Source organism: Burkholderia sp. PU8-34 (genome assembly GCF_053427725.1).
In genome coordinates, this window is record NZ_JBSAXC010000001.1 from 576,379 (window position 1) to 594,632 (window position 18,254).

Here is an 18,254-nt window from a genome sequence, read left to right on the forward strand (position 1 = left end):
GGACAAACATCCGTACAGTTCAGGATCCTCGCCATGAACCGCATCGATCAGGACCTTGCTCCGCCCGCGCCGTCGCGCACGCGCGTGGAAACCGTGATGGACACGCTGCGCGCGCGGATCGCGAGCCGCGCGCTGATGCCCGGCGCGCGGGTGCCGTCGATCCGGATGATGGCCGACACGCTCGGCGTATCGAAATCGACCGTCGTCGACGCGTACGAACGGCTCACGAGCGAAGGCGTGCTCGTCGCGCGGCGCGGGTCGGGCTTCTACGTGTCGGGGCACGCGCCGCCGCTGATGCTCGCGGATCTCGGCCCGCGCCTCGACCGCGCACTCGATCCGCTATGGCTGTCGCGGCAGTCGCTCGAAACCAGCGCCGCTGCCGCGAAACCGGGTTGCGGCTGGCTGCCGTCGTCGTGGCTACCCGACGACAGCCTGCGCCGCGCGCTGCGCGCCGTGTCGCGCGACGCGTCCGACGCGCTCACCGACTACGCGACCCCGCTCGGCCTGCCCGCGCTGCGCCAGCAGCTCGCATGGCGGCTCGCGCAGCATGGCGTGCAGGCGGACCCCGCGCAGATCGTGCTGACCGACGGCGGCACGCACGCGCTCGATCTCGTGTGCCGCATGCTGCTGGAGCCCGGCGACACCGTCGTGCTCGACGATCCGTGCTACTTCAACTTCCTGGCGCTGCTGCGCGCGCACCGCGCGGAGATCGTCACCGTGCCGTACACACCGAACGGCCCGGATCTGGCCCGCTTCGAACAGACACTGATCGAGCACCGGCCGCGCCTCTACATCACGAACGCGGCGCTGCACAACCCGACCGGCGCGACGCTCGCGCCGCCCGTCGCGCACCGGCTGCTCACGCTCGCGACGGAGCACGACCTGCTGATCGTCGAGGACGAGATCTTCGCGGACTTCGAAAGCACGCCCGCGCCGCGTCTTGCCGCGTTCGACGGGCTCGCGCGCGTGGTGTCGATCGGCAGTTTCTCGAAGACGCTGTCGGCGGCGATGCGTTGCGGCTTCATCGCCGCACGCACTGAATGGATCGAGCCGCTCGTCGACCTGAAGCTCGCGACGTCGTTCGGCAACGCGCAACTCACGGCGAATGTCGTGCATCGGCTGCTCGTCGACGGCACGTACCGGCGGCACATGGACGGCTTGCGCGTGCGGCTCGCCGATGCAATGGGCGAAACGATCCGGCGGCTCGCGCGCACCGGGCTCGGGATCTGGACGGAGCCGCGCGGCGGGCTGTTCGTGTGGGCGGAATTGCCGGACGGGCTCGATGCCGCGCGGGTCGCGCGTCACGCGCTCGACGAAGGTGTCGTACTCGCGCCGGGCAACGTGTTCAGCGCATCGCACAGCGCGGCGTCGTTCCTGCGTTTCAACGTTTCGCGCTGCAAGGGGCCGGCGGTGTTTGATGCGCTGGCGCGGGCGATGGACGCGGCGCGGCGCGACGAACACGCGATGGCGCCGCCGGTGGACGAGCGCGCGCCGGCACGCGGCTGATTTCAGCGGATCAGAGTTTCCCCAGGAAGTGACGGGCGATGTCGAAGTGATCCTCGAACATCACGCCACGCATCTGCGCGAACTCGTTCAGCGGCACCCAGCGCGCCTTGTCGGCATCGTCGCTGCCTTTCACGCGCGGCAGCTCGCCGGTCGGGAAATTGAACAGGCATGCATGCGTGATCGTGCGGCCGCGCAGCGAACGGGTCGGGTGGTCGAACACCTGGCGATCCTTCAGCGAGCCGCGCAACACGGGCTCCGGCAGCTTCAGGCCGGTTTCCTCGCGCAGTTCGCGGATGCACGCGGTATCGAGCCGTTCGTCCTGGTTCACGAACCCGCCCGGCAGCGCCCACAGGCCGCGGCCCGGTTCACTGCGGCGGCGCACGAGCAGGATGTGGCCCGAGTGCACGACGACCGCGTCGACGGTCACGAACGTGACCGGATACGGCGCAGCGGCCCACGCGTTGCGATACGCGGCGATGAACTCGGCCTCAGCTTTCAGCTGTGCGAATTCCGGCTGCGCACGGAAGCGCTCGAGCCAGCCGAACACGGGTTCGGGCACGGCCCACTGCACGAAGCTGTTCGTGCGTTCCGCGAAATACTGGTCGCGGATTTCGGTGGCGGAGATCCCTTCCGTCGCGTCGACGTCGACCAGCGCCCATTGCGGGAACATCCGCAGGTAATACGACGATGGGCCCTTCTCATGGCCGATCAATCCGACCTTCTTCTGTGCAACGTCGCCCAGCGCGGACACAACGGCGTCCTGCACCCAGCGCACCCAGTCGCCGTCGTTATACGTCGAATCCTCCACGGCTGCGACGGTCACGCGGTCGCGCTCGGACGCGTCGAGCAGCGATGCCAGCATCTGACAGCGCTCGTCGAACGAGAACGGATCCTTGATGGTGCGGGGCTTGCCGGTCGACCCGATCAGCACGCAGACGCGCTCGGCCCGGCTCAACGCCGACTTCAGCACGTTCAGGTGGCCACGATGCGGAGGCTGGAAACGACCGATGAAGACAAGCGCGTCGAAGCGCCTGGTGGGTTGCGTACTCATGAGGCTCCCTCAAGAGATTGAAACGCTTCGGGTCTTTCCCGAAGGCATGGAACGAATCGTAGGAGACGTTTCGAGAGGCGTCAATCGAGCGCACTCGAACGCACAATCCACTACTCCACGCCGCTTACTTCCCGCCGCTCACCCCGCCGCGCGCCACCTGCCGCCGGGCATGCGTCTGCGCGCAAGCGATTGCCGGGAAGCTGATCGCGGCAGGCGAGACACCGTCGCTCTATCACGCGCAACCGATCCGCGGCGAGAACCGTCCGCTGATCGACAAGCGCCTCGGCATCCATCGCTTCGACGATCTCGTCGTGCTGCGCACCGCGCCGGTTCCGGCCGTGCTCGTCGAAGCCGGCGTGATCGTCAATCCCGACGAAGAAAAGCGGCTCGCGCAGCCGGACACGATCCGGCGTCTGTCCGCCGCGATCGCGGGCGGGATCGAGTCGTGCACCGCGCCCCAATGACGGCGCGGCGCAAGCGATGCCTGCTTGCGCCGCCGTCGGCCGTCTCGCTGCAGCCGTGAACGGCAATCGCGCGCCGCTTACAGAAACCACCGATACTCGCGCGCGCCGATCTCGTTCATGAAATCGAGCTGCTCCTGCCGCTTGTTCTCGCAGTAGACCATCACGAACTCGCTGCCGAGCCCTTCGCGCACGGCCGGATGATCCTGCATCGCAGTAACCGCCGCAAGCATGTCCTTCGGGAAATCGATGCCGCTGCTGCGGTCGTCGTTGAGCGGCGCGATCGGCTCGCGTCCCGCGTCGAGCCCGTATTCCATCCCGGTCAGGATCGCGGCCAGCACGAGATACGGATTCGCGTCCGCACTCGCGAGGCGATGCTCGATCCGCAGGTTGCGCGCGTCCGCTTCGGGAATCCGGATGCACGCGTCGCGATCCTCGAATCCCCAGCTCGCACGGCTCGCCGCGTTCACCATCGACCCATAGCGCCGGAACGCGTTGTGATTCGGCGCGAACATCGGCATGCAGTGCGGCAGCAGCGCGAGACAGCCGGCGACCGCATGGCGCAGCGGGCGCTGCCCGTCCGCCGCGAGCAGGTTGCGCCCCGCTTCGTCGTACAGGCTCACGTGCACGTGCATCCCGCTGCCCGGCGCATGCAGGTACGGCTTGCCCATGAAGCTCGCGCGATAGCCGTGCCGGAGCGCGACGCCGCGCGTGCTGCGGCAGAACAGCGCCGACCAGTCCGCCGCGCGCAGCGCGTCGTCCGTGTGGCCGAAGTTGATCTCGAACTGGCCGGGCCCGAGCTCGGCGGTGATCACCGTCGCATCGACGCCCTGCTCGCAGGCCGCCTCGACCATTTCATGCAGCACGTCGGAGAAGCGCGACAGGCGCTCGATATGCATGTTCGGCTGGTCGTCGCGGTCGTCGCTCAGGCGGTCGCGCGGATATTGCGGCAGGCCCTCGGCGAGCTGCGCGGCGAACAGGTAGAACTCGAGCTCGAACGCAACGACCGGGCGGATGCCGCGCCGCGCGAAGCGCCGCAGCACGCGCGCGAGCACTTCGCGCGGCTCGAACTCGATCGGCGCATCGGTGCCGTCGGAGCTGATCAGCATCTGCGCAAGCGGCTGGCTTTCCCAGCGCACCGGCTTCAGCGTGCCGGGAATCAGCCGGCGCGGCGCGTCCGGATCGCCGTCGTTGAAGCAGTAGTCGCCGATCTTGTAGAGGCCACCTTGCGTGCCGAGCAGCACGCAGTTCTGCGGCAGCTTCAGCAGCGACCCTGACGCGACTTTCTCGAGCGCGTCAATCGGATAGCGCTTGCCGTAGAAATGCCCGGGCAGGTCCAGGCAGATCAGGTCGACATAACGGATCTCGGGGTGCGCCTGGCGAAATGCCCGGACTTCATCGACCAGCGCGGAAACGACGTCAGCCATTTTTGATCCTTCTTTTCGAGTGTGACGATGCCGCATCGCGGCGAACCGGGGCCGCACGGCACGCGCTTCGCCATGCGATCCTGTCGATCAGTACTGCAAACAACGTGCGGCGGACGCGAACCCTTCCCGCTTCTTCGCGTCAGCGGCAGCTCAGGTAAACACCCAGATGACGCGGGTGGGCGCGTCGGTCAGGTTCGCGTAGCGGAAGCGCCGGTGCGCGGGCAGCTGGAATGCGTCGTTCGGGCCGAGCGTCACGGGTGTGTCGTCATTGTCGAGCCAGATCGTCAGCTCGCCTTCGAGCACGAAGCCGCCCTGCTCGTCGCTGTCGTCGACGGGCCGCTCGCCGCTGCTCGCGCCCGGTGCGAGATGGCTTTCGAGGATCGAGAAGCGCGCGCGCATGTTCGGCGACACGAGCATGTCGGTGATGCCGGCCGCGTAATACACGGTGCGCCGCTCGTCGGGCCGCGTGACCCACGGCACCGCGCGCGGCTTGCTCAGGCTGTAGAAATACGTGGTCGGCACGCCGAGCGCCTCGCCGATTGCGGTCAGGTCCGCGACGGTCGGCCGCGACAACCCGCGCTCCACCTGCGACAGGAAGCCGACCGAGCGGCCGATCCTGTCGGCCAGTTCGTTCAGCGTGACCTTGCGGTGCTTGCGCAGATCGCGGATCAGGATCGCCAGGCTCTCGATCTCTTCCTGTTCGTTCATGGTGTTTTCCAGAAAGCGTGTGCGTGTCAGACGGTATCGCGCAAACGGTACCAGGCCTTGCCGATTGCTTCCAGTGGCGCGGCGAGCCGGCCGCCGCCCGGAAAGCGCGGGTTGCGGATCCGCTGGTACAGCCCGAGCAGCCGGCCGTCGCCGAGCACAGCGTCGGCGACGGCGCGTGCGGCCGCGAGCGTCGGCAGCACGCCGTGGCCCGAGAAGCCCTGCAGCCAGTAGCGCTGTCCGTGGCGGCCGACGTCCGGCGTGCGGCGCATGCTGATGTCGATGTGCCCGCCCCACGCATAGTCGATCGGCACGCCGCGCAGCTGCGGAAACACGCGTTCGAGATGCGGCCGTGTCGCCGCCGCGATATCCGCCGGGATGCCGCCGAGATACGTGCAGCCGCCGCCGAACAGCAGCCGGTTGTCGGGGCTCAGGCGGAAGTAGTCGGGCACGAACTGGTTGTCGATCACGCAACTGTTCCGTGGCAGCAGCGAACGCGCGACCTCGGGGTCGAGCGGCGCGGTCGCGACCTGGTAGGTGCCGACTGGCAGCAGCCGGCGCGACAGGTCGGGATCGAGCCGGTCGACGTACGCGTTGCACGCGAGCACCAGCACGTCCGCGCGCACCTCGCCGCCGGCCGTGCGCGCGACGCAGCCGCCCGCCGTCTCGCGGTAGTCGAGCACGCGGCTCTGCTCGAAGATGCGGCCGCCGGCGCGCTCGATCGTCTGCGCGAGTCCGAGCGCGAGCTTCAGCGGATTCAGGTGGCCGGCCTCGGGATCGTAGAGCGCGGCCAGATACCGCGTGCCGCCGATCCATTCGCGCATCTCAGGGTGCGGAATCACGCGCAGCCGGTCGTAGCCCCAGCGCTCGGCCGCCTCGTCGCGCGCCTGCGCGAGCATCGCGACGCGGCGCGGCCGCACGGCCGCCCACAGGCTGCCCGGCCGGTAGTCGATGTCGAAGCCGTGCCGCGCCGGCAGTTCGCGCACTTCAGCCGCGGCCCAGCGCATGCTGTCCCACAGCGCGCGCGCGCCGTCGCGGCCGAGCGAATGCTCGATCGGCGGCATGTCGCACGACCAGCCGAGCAGCGCCTGGCCGCCGTTGCGGCCCGACGCCGCCCATGCGACCCGGCTCGCCTCGAGCACCGCGACCCGCTTGCCGGCGAGCGCCAGGCGCAGCGCCGTATGCAGCCCGCTGAAGCCCGCGCCAATGACCAGCACGTCGACGTCGATGCGCTCGTCCAGCGCCGGCCGATGCGCGATCGGCACCGGATGCGTAGCGGCGTAATAGCTTGCGACGTGGCGATCCGACTGCTGGAACATGGCGTCTCCCGTGAAATTACCTTCGCGAAATTTCATGAAAAACTATCACGACAATTTCACGGGAGCAAGCAGGCGGCGAGGGAGGCGAACGGATAGCCGAGCGGGCTTTCGGAGCCCGGCGATCTAAAGTTGTGCGCTGTTCACGGGGAGCGTCTGATCGGTTATGAACGGCCGGCTTCCAGCCCCCTCCATTTCAAGGCACACATTTAGGCATCAAACGATGCCATAATTGTGCCTTGGTCACGGAGGTTGTTATGCGAACCACAATCGCTTTGGATGATGAATTGGTCTCTCGGGCCCAGGACTACACAGGGTTGAGCGAGAAGTCCGCACTTGTGCGCGAAGCGTTGAAAGCGCTTATTGAACGTGAAGCCGCACGCAGGCTCGCCGCCTTGGGGGGCAGTCAACCGGGCATCACGGCTGCGCCGCGCCGTCGGCAGGAGGTTGAATGATCCTCGTCGACACCTCTGTCTGGATCGATCACATTGACCACTCAGAGCCGATTATGGTCGACCTTCTGCTCAATGGCCGTGTCCGGCTTCATCCATATGTAGTCGGGGAAATATCTCTAGGCAGTTTGCGCGACCGCACCAACGTGCTTCGCGCTTTGAACGATTTGCCTCGCGTGCCCATCGCCACACCTGACGAAGTCATCTATCTGATTGAGCAACAGCAGTTGTTCAGCCGGGGGATCGGCTACGTCGATGCGTCGTTGCTCGCATCCGCGAAGCTTCAGCCTGGCGTGACGATCTGGACCCGGGACAAGAGGTTGAAAAAGATCGCCGACGAGCTTGCGCTGAGCGCCGTTCTGGAGCACTAAAACCTGACGCTCGACGACAGGAAGCGCGTTACGTGTAACTCAAGAGGACTTTCCGCTCGTCCTCATTCGTGCCACCGCATATCGCTTCAGCCACACGCTCGCGCGTGCCGGCCCGACGTCACTGCGGCGTCGGCACAGCCATCGCGACAGGGCAACTTGTCGCGGATGTCGCCGTCCCCGCCCGCTTCGCGCTCTGACGCGCCGCAGCCATCGCACGGACAGCGGTCGCGGTTTGCGCGGCAAGCTGCCCGATCGCCTGACGGTGACCATCCACGAGCGCGTCGTAACCGGGCTTCACCGATACAGCGACGCGGGTCCGGCACGTCATCACCGACTGGCTGGCAAGCGAGCGCACGCTCCAGACGGCGTCGAGCACCGCGCGCTCGCCCGGCCACGATTCGAAGCGCTGCACGTTCACGCTGACGCGGTACACGGGCACGCCCGGCGGATACGCGGAATCCACGACATCGATGGTATCGAGCTCGTGCGTCAACGCAGCCGACAGCGCGCGCCGAATCTCGTCGGCCGGTGGCGACGCCCAGCGCTCTTCCTCGAGCACGCTGACCTGCGCCGCGCCCTTCTGCACGACAAGCTGGTTCTTCGCCACCTGCTCGGGCACATCGACGGCGGGCACCTGAATCAGGAACGGCGGATTGGCGACCCCGGGTTGCAACGAACCGGAGCCGTTCGCATCCAGCGTATAAAACCGCGCGGGCGGCGACGAACAGGCGGCCAGCGACGCCACCACGGCAGCAGCCCCGCCGGCGCCCGCGAGCAAGCGGGCCAGTCGTTGCAGGCGTGCGGTCATTGCTTGTCTCCAGTCTTGCCTTGCAGCAGCGATTCGGGGTGCCGCTCCAGATAGTCGGCGAGCATGTTGAGCGACTGCAGCGTGTGGGTCAGCTCTTTCAGCGCGCCGCGCATGTCGGACTGCAGCGGCGAATCCTGCTGCAGCGCCGCTTCGGCGGTCGAGAAGGTCTGCTTCGCGGCGGACAGCGTGTCGCGGGCCTCGGGCGCCACCTGCGTGTCGAGCTGCCTGAACAGCTTGTCGGCGTTGCCGAGCGCACTGTTCAGGTTCGCACCGATCTGGTCGAACGGTACCTTGTCGAGCTTCTTCGCAATATCGGCAACCTGCGACTGCAGTTCGTCGAGCGTGTTCGGCACGGTCGGCACTTCGACCGCCTCATGGCTGATGTCGAGCTTCACGGCGGGCGCGGTCGGGAAGAAGTCGAGCGCCACATACAGCTGGCTCGTCAACAGGTTGCCGGTGCGCAACTGGCCGCGCAGCCCGTGCTCGACGAGCCGCTGCAGAATCTCGCGGCGCTCGGTCTCGCCCTTGGTCCGGGTCGCGTTCCGGAAGCCCTTGCCGAGCCGCTCGGGGTAAAGGTTCATCGTCACCGGCATCGTGAAGCTCTTCGCCTTCGCGTCGTAGTCGATGCCGATGTTCGTGACTTCGCCGAGCACGATCCCGCGGAAGTCGACCGGTGCGCCGACCGCGAGCCCGCGCAGCGACTGGTTGAAGTGCATCACGACAGGCACACGCTCGCCGTCCGGATCGCGCATCGCCTGCGCTTCGTCCGAACCGAGCTGGAACACCGTGTCACGCACCGCAACGTCCCCTGCCGGCTGATCGAGCGGCGCCTGGAACGCGATGCCGCCGAGAATCACGGTCGCGAGCGACTGCGTGTTGAGCTTGAGGCCGCTCGAATCGAGGCGCAGATCGACGCCGCTCGCCTGCCACCAGCGCGAATTGGTGTGGACATACTGGTCGTACGGCGCGTTGACGAACACGGTGAACGTGACGCCCGTGCCGAGCTTGTCGAGCGAGAAGCCGACCACCTGGCCGACCTGCACGCGCCGGTAGTAAACGGGCGAACCGATATCGACGGAGCCGAGCGAATCGCCGCGCAGCGCGTACTGCGTGCCGCGCTGGTCGCCGGTCACGGCCGGCGGCGTTTCGAGTCCGCTGAATCTTCGTTCGGTATCCTTCGAATCTCCCGCATCGACGCCGATGTACGCGCCCGAAAGCAGCGTGCTCAGCCCCGATACGCCGCTTGCGCCGACGCGCGGCCGCACCACCCAGAACCGCGAGCCCTTCACAGCGAAATCCTCTGCTTCCTTCTTGAGCTGGACGTCGACCAGCACGTGCGACAGGTCCTTCGCGAGCGTGACCGTCTTGACCATCCCGATCTCGACATCCTTGTATTTCACCTGCGTCTTGCCGGGTTCGAGCCCATCCGCGCTGCGAAAGCTGATCGTGATTTCCGGACCGCGTTCGCGCACCGACTTGACGACGAGCCCGATGCCGATCAGCGCCGCGACGAGCGGCACGAGCCAGACGAGCGACGGCAACCAGCTCGCGCGCTTCGTGATCATCGGATCCGGTATGGACGGCGGTCGGCCTGCCTCCGGATGGCCGGCCCCCGGATGGCCGGCCCCCGGATTCAAATCGTGTTGCGGGCCTTGCCGACTATTCATGGTATTTCCCTGAGGTTTCGACAGGATCCCAGATCAGACGGGGATCGAACTGCAACGACGCGAGCATCGTCAGCACCACGACCGAGCCGAATGCGAGCGCGCCGGGGCCGGCGGTGATGGTGGCGAGCGAACGGAAGTGGACGAGCGCGACGGTCAGCGTCACGACGAAGATGTCGAGCATCGACCAGCGGCCGATCCGCTCGACGATCCGGTAGAGCTTCGTGCGCTGCATCGGCCGCCAGGTGGAACGCCGCTGCGCGCTGATCACGAGAATCAGCAGCACGCAAAGCTTGAGCATCGGCACGAGGATGCTCGCGACGAACACGACGACCGCAAGCGGCCAGTCACCCGACACCCAGAAATAGACGACGCCACTCATGATCGTGTCCTCCTGCGAGCCGACGATCGACGCGGTGCGCATCATCGGCAACAGGTTGGCCGGGATGTACAGGATCATGGCCGCGATCAGGAACGCCCACGTGCGCGCGAGGCTGTTCGGGAAGCGCGGGTGCAACGCGGCGCCGCAGCGCGCGCAGCATTGCGTTGCAGCGTGCGCAGCGACGCCATGCGGCCGCGCGAGCGGCTGCACATGACCGCACGCGCGGCAGCTCGCCATGCCCGCGCGGGCGGCGGTCAACGGATTCGACGAACTCATCGGGCTGTCGCCTTGTCTGCCGTGTGGCCGCGAAGTTCGTCCGCGATGTCCCACAGCGCGCGCGGATCGAACGTGACGACCCCGGCCAGCATCAGCGTGAGCGCGGCAAACGCGAACAGCGCCGCCTCGGGCACCACCTGCGCGAGGCTCACCATCTTCACGATCGTGACGAGAATGCCGAGCGTCAACACCTCGATCATCCCCCACGGCCGAACCCGCCCGATCGCCCGCAGCACAGCGTCGAAGGCTGGCGGCACGCGACCTGCGCGTAGCGGAAGCGTCACGTAGAGGAGCGCCACCATCTCGACGAGCGGGAACAGCAGCGTGGAGCAGAACACCATCGCGGCGACGATCCGCATGTCCTGGTTCCATAACGCTTCGAGCGCACCGACGAGTGTCGTCTGCACGTGCATGCCGTTCACGTCCATCTCGAGGATCGGGAAACCCTGCGCGATCGCGAACGTGACAAGTGCCGCGAGCGTCAGCGCACAGATACGCTCGAGCTGCGACGCGCTGCTGCGGTAGAGCACCTCGTTGCAGCGCGGGCAGCGGGCGGTCGTTTTTCCGGCGAGTCTCGGTTTGCGCACCAGCGTGTCGCACATGTGGCAAGCAATCAGAACGGGTTGTGACACGTGACGAAGTTCGATTCAGGTGTTTCGGAAAATTGCGGTTTGTCGATAGCGACCGCCCCGCGCTCAGGCAAACTCGCGCGATCCATGCATGAACGAGCTGCACGCCGGGGTTACGCGTCGGAGATACGCGGCGCGGGCTACACGTCGGCGCTACGCGTCGCGGGTTACACGTCGATCGCTCCGAGAATCCGGTGGAGAAGGCGCTTGAGAAACACCCGCTCCTCTGCCGACAACCGGCTCAGCACGACACGCTCGGCTTCCGCCAGCACGGCGGGGACCCGCTCTGCGATCGCCAGCCCGGCCGGCGTGAGCGACAAATCCAGTACCCGGCCATCCCGGCCGCTCCGACGCCGGACGACCAGCGCTCGACGCTCGAGGTCGCATGCGAGACGTGACAGGCGGCTCGTACCGCAGCCGAGCAGGCTCGCAAGTTCCTGACACGACACCGCTTCGCCGCGCGCAAGATGGACGAGCGCACTGCCCTGCGAGAACGGAATCCCGAGAGTCGTCAGCATGCTCTGGTTCAGCACATGCCTGATCGACAGCTGGACGCTCAGCATCATGCGCATGCCGTCCGCGTCGCGCAGCGCGTCGCCGCAACCGAATTGCAAAAGCTCGTTGGACATGGCCGGCCTTACCGCGGGTTCAGGACTACCGGCGCATCCGCCCGGTATCCGCCGCCAAGCGCCTTGGTCAGCGCGATGTCCTGGCCGATCCGCCGTCCGTCGATGTCGAGCAGCGCAATCCGTTCCAGCAGCACGGCCTGCTTCGCCTCCACGGCGCTCAGCCGGCTCGCCAGCCCTTGCCGGTAGTGCGCATCGGCGCTGTCCTGGGTAAATGTCACGGCCCGGACCTTCTCCGTCTGCAGCCTCGCCTCTTCATCGAGATCCTGAAGCTGGCTGCCCGTCGTTGCGACGTCGCGCACGGCGTTCAGCACCGACTGGTTGTACTGCAGGATCAGCAGGTTGCTAGCGGTGCGCGCGCCGCCGAGATTCGCGTTGAGCCGCCCGCCGTCGAAGATCGGCAAGGTCAGGCCAGGAACCAGATTGATCTGCTGGCTTGCATGGGTGAACAGGTCGCCCAGATGCAGCGCATTGACACCGAAAAACGCCTTGATGTCGAAGCTCGGGTAGAACGCGGCCTTCGCCGCATCGATCTTGTCGAACGACGCTTCGACGTACCAGCGCATTGCCTGCAGATCCGGGCGTCTCGCCAGCAACTCGTACGAGAGCGTCGTCGGCAACGAAGACGGCAGTGCCGGCAGCGGCACGGGCCTGATCTCGCCCAGATCCGCATGCCCGGCCCCGATCAGCGCCCGCAGCGATTCGCGCAGCTGCGTGATGCGCCCGCGGGCCGCCACGATCTGCCGCTCCGTTGCGAGTTGCTGCGCGCGCGCGATCTCCGTCTGCGTCTGCGGCTCCAGCCCGCGAGCCGCACGCGCGGCGTGCGCGTTCACCGAGAAAGCCGCGACATCGCGCAACTGCTCCAGCAGATCGATCGCGCGGTAGGTCGTCTGAATCCCGTAGTAGAGCTGCGCGACGTCCGCAGCGATTTCCAGTTCGACGGCGGATGTCTCGACCAGGCGCGCATTGTGCACGCCCAGCGCCGCAGCCACCTGCGCGCGCTGCTTGCCGAAGATATCGACGTCGAGGCTGGCACCGAGGCCCACGATGCCTTCCGTGTACCAGGGCCCCGAGGCCCCCAATAGCGGCTGATTGCCGGAATACGCGCTCAGGAAGCCATTGCCCGACACCCGCTCGCGGTCCACCGAGCCGAGCGCGGTCACTTGCAGATTGGTTCCCGCTTTCACGAGGTCGACGTCGGCCTTGGCCTGCGACACGCGCGTCCGCGCGATCGCGATGCTCGGCGAGTCGGCGAGCGCACGCTCGACCAGCGCGTCGAGCTGCGGATCGTCGTAGCGCGTCCACCAGCGCGCCGACGGCCAGCCGTCGTTCGCAAGATGAATGTCGTCGGCAATGCGGATGCGTTCGGCATCGATCGTCGGCAGCGGCCTGGCGTCGTGGCGGATCAGCGCGCATGCGCACATCCCGCACGTCAGCGCGGCGACGGCGGCACAGCGCAGCGATGAATAGGAAAATCGGATCAACGAAACGGTCATGCTTGCGAAGCTCGCGAGGTGAATGCGGGACCGACGGGCGCCGGCGCCCATGCCGGCAGCGCCGATATCTGCTTTGCCAGGTTCCCGGCGCGGGTCAGCAATCGCGCGTAGGCGGCGCGTGTCGCATCGGTCGGCTGCGTTGACAGGTCGGCCGCGCAGCATTCGGACAACGCGTCGAGCGGCGCGCGCAGCGGCGCATCGACCGCCAGCGGATGCTCCGCCAACGCTTGCGCATAGCGGTCGAGCGACGCGGCAAGCCCGGCCTGAAACGCCGTCGCCGCGGTCTCGGTCGGCATCGGCAGGCTCAGCGACCGCCGCTCCGCGCCATACGCATCGATGGCAAGCAGCACTTCCCGGATCTGGGCCAGCAAGGTCTGCATGCGCAAGGTCAGGCCTTCCGGCTGCCCTTCCGCCATCTGCCAGCCCGGCTCCAGCGCGACGCGCGCCGACATGGCTTCGCTGTCGCCCAGCTCGCCCCAGAGCGGAATGGGCACCGGGCCTGTCGCGCCCGAGCGAAGCTGCGCGCCGACCCGGCGCACCAGTCCGGCCGCGCGCTGACGCAGCGCTTCGCCTTCGGCCTCCGGCCACAGGAATGCGTGGACGACCGCCGACACGGCAACGCCGAGCAGGATGCCCACCATCCGGTCGCGAATCTCGGTGAGGTTGGTGGTCGGACCGAATTGCTCCAGCACGGCCAGCGCGAACGTAAACATGATCTGGGTGCCGGCGTAGCTGATGCGTTCCGAGCCCGCGGCGACCCACGCGCTCAGCGCGATCACCGGCAACGCCATCAGCAACAGCCCGACGATCCCGTCGAGATGCGGGATGATCCACACGACCATCGCAAGCGCCAGCGCGCTGCCCACGAGCGCGCCGCCGATGCGGAGGACCGCGCGCTGGGCCGTCGCGCCGAGGCTAGGTTGCGCGACGATCAGGCAGCTCAGCATCATCGTATGAATGCCTTGCCAGTCGGTCGCGATGTAGAAGACGTAGCTGAACAACGCCGCCATCAGCGTCTTCAGCGCGAACTGCGCATAGACCGGGTTGCTGAACGCATCGGGTACCAGCTGGCGCGCCTGCTCGGCCGGCGATTCGGCGGAAGGCGGCGCAGCCGATCGATCCGCGAACGCCAGCAATGCATCGCGCATTTCCGCCAGCGCACCCGGCAATCCGTCGGCCTTCAGGTCGACCAGCAGCCGGGGCGCGACAAACGGCGCGCCGGTCTTGATCGCGTGCTGGAGACGCCCGCAGGCGTCACGCAGCGCGGGAATCGCATCGGCCGTCAATCCAGCGGTCGAGGCCGGCAGATGGCCCGTCGCGGCGTACAGGCGCGAAACCGCCGCGACCCGCGCGAGGTGCAACGCCTGGTTCGCGCGATAGGCAGGATCCCGCATCGTTGCGAAGCGGAGCAGCTTCTGGAGCGTCAGCATCCCGGCCTGGATGTCGCGCGCCCCCGGAGCGCTTGCGACCGATCCACGTTGCCCGAATTCAGCCAGGCTCGCGTCGATGGCAGCCAGTTGCCCGCACATCGCGGCTTCGAGCTGACGCACGGGTTCCGCGGGCAGGAACAGCGTATTGATCACGAGCGTCACGGCGATCGCGTAGTTGATCGCGACCCAGACCCACAGCGCCGCGCGCACCAGCAGTTCGGCCTGATCGGTCCGATCGACGAACGTCTGCACGTAGATGACGACGAGCCCGACGATGAAGAATACGACGCCGATCCGGGCCACGCGCATCAGGTAGACGCTGACGAAGAACAGCGCGCCGGCCAGCAGAATTCTCAGCAGCGGATAGTCGTACGTGAACTTGAGCACCAGAATCGCGCAGCCGATCGCGACCGTCGACCCGATGACGAACAGCGTGCCGATCAGGCGCGTCACGACGACATTCGCCTGCGTCACGTAGAACACGACGATCAGCGACAACGCCAGAAGCGGCACCTGCAGCGCCATCGACGTGACGATGATGAGCGCGCTCGCGAGCACGCAGCGCAGCGTCACGTTCATGCGCCCCGGGTACGGGCGGATCTCGCCACCGACGAAGCTCGCGAAGCGCTGAAGGCTGCTCGGCGCAGATTGCGCGGTGCTCATGCGACGCTCACCGTGCCGTGTCGCGCGCGGCCGCGTCGCGCCTGAGCGTCGCGACCGCCGACGTGCCGATCCGGAACAGGTCCGGATCCGGGTCACGCACCGCGATCTTCACCGGGAAGCGCTGCGACACGTGCACCCAGTTGATGCTGCGCGCGACGCGCGGCAACCCTTCCATCACCACGCCGCCATCGTCGGGCAGCACGCCGTAGCTGATCGAATCGATCGTGCCGCCGAAACGCTTGCCCGTGTCACTCGTCAGATAGACAGTGGCCGGCATCCCCGCACGCACGCCCTTCAGATCGGTTTCGCGGAAATTCGCGATCACGTACCAATGACGCGTATCGATCAGCGTAAAGACCGGCTTGAGCGCCGACGCGAACTGGCCGACCGTCGTGCGCAACGCGGCCACCCGTCCGTCGAACGGCGCGCGCACCTCGGTGTACTCGAGATTCAGTTCGGCGATCGCAATCTGAGCCTCGACTTCCGCACGCTGCGCGACCAGCGCATCCACGCCGCTCACCGCCGCGGACGCCTGCTGCGCCTGCAGCATTGCCGCATTCAATTCCGCCTGCGCCGCACGTTGCGCGGTGCGGGCCCGGTCGACGTCCTCCGCCGACGTATAACCCGGCGCGAGCAGCGGCTCCATCCGATGCAGCGTGTCAGCCGCCTGCGCAGCCTGCGCGCGCGAGCGCTCAACCGCCGCCTTGACGGAATCGGCGTTGTACTGCTGCGCATTGACCGTGCGTTGCGTGAGCCCGATCTGCTTGTCGAGCGTCACCAGCCGTGCGCGGGCCTGGTTCAGCGCGTCCTGGTACGGCCGTGGATCGATCCGGAACAGCAGGTCGCCCTGCTTCACCGGCTGGTTGTCGCGTATCGGCATCTCGACGATCTTGCCGTTGACTTCCGGCACGACGTTGATCGTGTCGGCGTAGACGTACGCGTCGTCGGTCGTCGGCGACTGGTCGAGACGCCACACAACGACGCCGAGCAACACCAGCGCGGCAATCACGATGAGCCATGCAGGCAGGGACTTTTTGCGCGATGCGCCGGAAGCGTCGGACATATGCGGTACGCGTGATCAGTGGGGAAAGAAAAGCAGCCAGAAGGCCATCGCGAGCAACGCGGAAAGGGCCGGGTAGCTGATCGCCAGCGGCGCGAGAAAGCCGCGCTTGCCTGCCTTGCCCAGCGCGACATGAACGATCACGGTACCCAGAACCCCGCCGACGATGCAGAACAGCCAATCCGGAAAACCCGCGCCGAATACCGCGACCGACGGCGCGGGCGCACATCCTTCGAGCAACAGGCTTGCCGCAATCGAAACGAGAGCCAGGGCGGTAGACGAACGCATCTGCAAAGTACTCACGGCAACGGAAAGAAACGGCACGACGGGATGCCGCAACGTTGATTCGGTGATTGAATGAACACGACGAGGGAAGGCTCGGACGGGCCGCCGCAAGGGCCGTACACCCGTTCAGCCTGCGGGCTGAAAGCACACATCGGACGGCGAACACGCATCTCGCGACCCGGCTTTCGATGGTAAGTGCGGACGGATCCCGCGAATATCGTGAAATCGAACATCGCGATTGTGATTAGTCACAATGCACCTGAGCGCGACCGTGGGCCGGCCCCCGCGAATTCGCGCGCTGGCGGGGGCGTCGCCCCGCCAGCCGATGGCGTCGGCGCCGCCGTCAGAACGTATGGCGAAGGCCGACCACCGCACCCACCGTCGTGCCGGCCCCCTCGAACAGCGCGCCGTTGATCGCCAGCCCGGTGTCCATCCGGCCATGGTTGTGCACCAGTCCGACCTGGCTGTAGACGGTCGTCGCCTTCGACAGGAAATACCTCAATCCGACCGCGGTCAGCACCGAATGATTGGCGGTATCGTTGCCGTCGCTCGTCACCCAGGCGCCCGCGTCGGCCTCGACTGCGGGCGTAAACGCATAACTTGCCCCACCCCCGTACACCCGGTTGTCGAACGAGCCGCTCACCTTGAAGAGCGCGTACGAACCCTTGACGGTCAGATTGCCGATGCTGTACGCCGCGCCGATCGAGCGGCCGGTGAACGGCACGGTGCTGGGGATCGGCGTCGCTGCCGTGCCGCCCGCGTTGCCGTTGTACATCGCCGCCGTGACGAGGAAACCGCCGGCCTGGTATTTCAGGCTGGCCGAGTATTGCCGTCCCGACTGGAAATCGCCCGCCTTCCCGCCGAAGCCGAACATCGCGCTGCCCTGAAAGCCCGCAACGACCGGGCTCGTATAGGAAACGGCATTCTGGTTGAACAGCCCCGTGACCAGCAGGTTGTCGACGTAGAGCACCGCGCCGCTGCCGAAATACGCGATGTCGCGCGCGTCGGTCGCAATCTGCGCCAGCACGAACGGCGAGTATTGCAGGCCGGCCTTCACCGTGCCGAAGTCGCCGCTCAGTCCGATCCAGGCCTGACGGCCGAACATGTTGCCGTTCGAATTGCCGAACCCGCCGCTCGGCACGTCGATGCCGCTTTCGAGGACGAACGTCGCCTTCAGCCCGCCGCCCAGATCCTCGACGCCTCGCAAGCCGAATCGCGACGCCGACGCGGAACCGTCGACCAGCGCGAACTTGTGGCCGTCATTCGCTCCTGTCGCCAGATTCAGCGACTTGCTCGTGTAGAGCACCGCCGCGTCGAGTACGCCATATAACGTGACACTGCTCTGAGCGTGCGCCAGTCCGGACGTCGTACCCAGCGATGCCGCGACAAAAAAGCCGAGCGCTCCCTGACGCCATGGTGATTTCATTCCCTGCCTCCAAACCAGATTAGTTATTTTCAATAGAAGCCCCACAGCCGCGCGCCGATCGCGCGACTCCGTTGCACGTCACAACAACAACACGGTCAGGATTCGCTCGCGTGCCGCGCAAATATCGCCCTGTGCGGCGACGCTCGGCTTCGCGTTGCGGATCATCGTGTCAAGCAGCCTCGCGTTCACCGGCGCGGGCTGTCGCAGCAGCGACAACCAC

Annotated in this window: 18 protein-coding genes and 1 pseudogene; 4 read left to right on the plus strand and 15 right to left on the minus strand. The window is 66.9% G+C overall.

What is annotated here, in order from left to right:
* The first annotated feature begins 33 nt into the window (after positions 1-33).
* On the plus strand, positions 34-1,506 hold the full coding sequence (locus ACV22Z_RS02615) for an aminotransferase-like domain-containing protein (protein ID WP_448074754.1): 1,473 nt from the start codon (positions 34-36) through the stop codon (positions 1,504-1,506).
* Positions 1,507-1,516: 10 nt separating this feature from the next.
* Here ACV22Z_RS02615 and ACV22Z_RS02620 read toward each other — a convergent pair whose 3' ends face one another.
* Positions 1,517-2,557 (minus strand): bifunctional nicotinamide-nucleotide adenylyltransferase/Nudix hydroxylase, encoded by a 1,041-nt coding sequence (locus tag ACV22Z_RS02620; RefSeq protein WP_448074755.1) that lies wholly within the window; start codon positions 2,555-2,557, stop codon positions 1,517-1,519.
* Between the two features lie 176 nt (positions 2,558-2,733).
* On the opposite strand from ACV22Z_RS02620, the pseudogene ACV22Z_RS02625 reads away from it, so the two are divergent.
* Positions 2,734-3,021, plus strand: a pseudogene (locus tag ACV22Z_RS02625) (N-acetylmuramoyl-L-alanine amidase family protein); the annotation flags it as partial.
* Between the two features lie 77 nt (positions 3,022-3,098).
* Here ACV22Z_RS02625 and ACV22Z_RS02630 read toward each other — a convergent pair.
* From ACV22Z_RS02630 to ACV22Z_RS02640, 3 genes are all read right to left on the minus strand, one after another.
* Positions 3,099-4,445 (minus strand): glutamine synthetase family protein, encoded by a 1,347-nt coding sequence (locus ACV22Z_RS02630; RefSeq protein WP_448074756.1) that lies wholly within the window; start codon positions 4,443-4,445, stop codon positions 3,099-3,101.
* 150 nt (positions 4,446-4,595) lie between these two features.
* Positions 4,596-5,153, minus strand: coding sequence for a helix-turn-helix domain-containing protein (locus tag ACV22Z_RS02635; protein ID WP_448074757.1), 558 nt, complete (start codon positions 5,151-5,153; stop codon positions 4,596-4,598).
* A gap of 26 nt (positions 5,154-5,179) precedes the next feature.
* Complete coding sequence (locus ACV22Z_RS02640) at positions 5,180-6,469, minus strand: NAD(P)/FAD-dependent oxidoreductase (RefSeq protein WP_448074758.1); 1,290 nt, start codon at positions 6,467-6,469, stop codon at positions 5,180-5,182.
* Positions 6,470-6,723: 254 nt separating this feature from the next.
* Here ACV22Z_RS02640 and ACV22Z_RS02645 point away from each other — a divergent pair, with 254 nt between their 5' ends.
* Entirely contained in the window at positions 6,724-6,921 is a 198-nt protein-coding gene (locus tag ACV22Z_RS02645; RefSeq protein WP_448074759.1) for a type II toxin-antitoxin system VapB family antitoxin, read from the plus strand.
* Positions 6,918-7,289 (plus strand): type II toxin-antitoxin system VapC family toxin, encoded by a 372-nt coding sequence (locus ACV22Z_RS02650; RefSeq protein WP_448074760.1) that lies wholly within the window; start codon positions 6,918-6,920, stop codon positions 7,287-7,289. The genes ACV22Z_RS02645 and ACV22Z_RS02650 overlap by 4 nt, the downstream gene beginning before the upstream one ends.
* Positions 7,290-7,407: 118 nt before the next feature.
* On the opposite strand, the gene ACV22Z_RS02655 is transcribed toward ACV22Z_RS02650, so the two are convergent.
* From ACV22Z_RS02655 to ACV22Z_RS02705, 11 genes are all read right to left on the minus strand, one after another.
* Positions 7,408-8,097, minus strand: a complete 690-nt coding sequence (locus tag ACV22Z_RS02655; protein ID WP_448074761.1) for a PqiC family protein — start codon at positions 8,095-8,097, stop codon at positions 7,408-7,410.
* A complete protein-coding gene (locus tag ACV22Z_RS02660; RefSeq protein WP_448074762.1) occupies positions 8,094-9,764 on the minus strand; it encodes a PqiB family protein in 1,671 nt (556 codons plus the stop codon). Before ACV22Z_RS02660 ends, ACV22Z_RS02655 begins: the two co-directional genes overlap by 4 nt.
* On the minus strand, positions 9,757-10,419 hold the full coding sequence (locus ACV22Z_RS02665) for a paraquat-inducible protein A (RefSeq protein WP_448074763.1): 663 nt from the start codon (positions 10,417-10,419) through the stop codon (positions 9,757-9,759). The genes ACV22Z_RS02660 and ACV22Z_RS02665 overlap by 8 nt, the downstream gene beginning before the upstream one ends.
* Complete coding sequence (locus tag ACV22Z_RS02670) at positions 10,416-11,021, minus strand: paraquat-inducible protein A (RefSeq protein WP_448075146.1); 606 nt, start codon at positions 11,019-11,021, stop codon at positions 10,416-10,418. The genes ACV22Z_RS02665 and ACV22Z_RS02670 overlap by 4 nt, the downstream gene beginning before the upstream one ends.
* Positions 11,022-11,215: 194 nt before the next feature.
* Positions 11,216-11,677: a MarR family winged helix-turn-helix transcriptional regulator gene (locus ACV22Z_RS02675; RefSeq protein WP_448074764.1), complete on the minus strand. Its 462-nt coding sequence runs from the start codon at positions 11,675-11,677 to the stop codon at positions 11,216-11,218.
* Positions 11,678-11,685: 8 nt separating this feature from the next.
* On the minus strand, positions 11,686-13,170 hold the full coding sequence (locus ACV22Z_RS02680) for an MdtP family multidrug efflux transporter outer membrane subunit (protein ID WP_448074765.1): 1,485 nt from the start codon (positions 13,168-13,170) through the stop codon (positions 11,686-11,688).
* Entirely contained in the window at positions 13,167-15,263 is a 2,097-nt protein-coding gene (locus ACV22Z_RS02685) for an FUSC family protein (protein WP_448074766.1), read from the minus strand. Before ACV22Z_RS02685 ends, ACV22Z_RS02680 begins: the two co-directional genes overlap by 4 nt.
* A 7-nt stretch (positions 15,264-15,270) precedes the next feature.
* Positions 15,271-16,326: a multidrug transporter subunit MdtN gene (gene mdtN, locus ACV22Z_RS02690; RefSeq protein WP_448074767.1), complete on the minus strand. Its 1,056-nt coding sequence runs from the start codon at positions 16,324-16,326 to the stop codon at positions 15,271-15,273.
* Between the two features lie 15 nt (positions 16,327-16,341).
* Positions 16,342-16,662: a YtcA family lipoprotein gene (locus ACV22Z_RS02695; RefSeq protein ID WP_448074768.1), complete on the minus strand. Its 321-nt coding sequence runs from the start codon at positions 16,660-16,662 to the stop codon at positions 16,342-16,344.
* A 289-nt stretch (positions 16,663-16,951) separates the two neighbouring features.
* Positions 16,952-18,034 carry a porin gene (locus tag ACV22Z_RS02700; protein ID WP_448074769.1) on the minus strand — a complete coding sequence of 361 codons (1,083 nt, stop codon included), beginning with the start codon at positions 18,032-18,034 and terminating at the stop codon, positions 16,952-16,954.
* Between the two features lie 78 nt (positions 18,035-18,112).
* Entirely contained in the window at positions 18,113-18,250 is a 138-nt protein-coding gene (locus ACV22Z_RS02705; RefSeq protein ID WP_448074770.1) for a hypothetical protein, read from the minus strand.
* Positions 18,251-18,254: the final 4 nt, after the last annotated feature.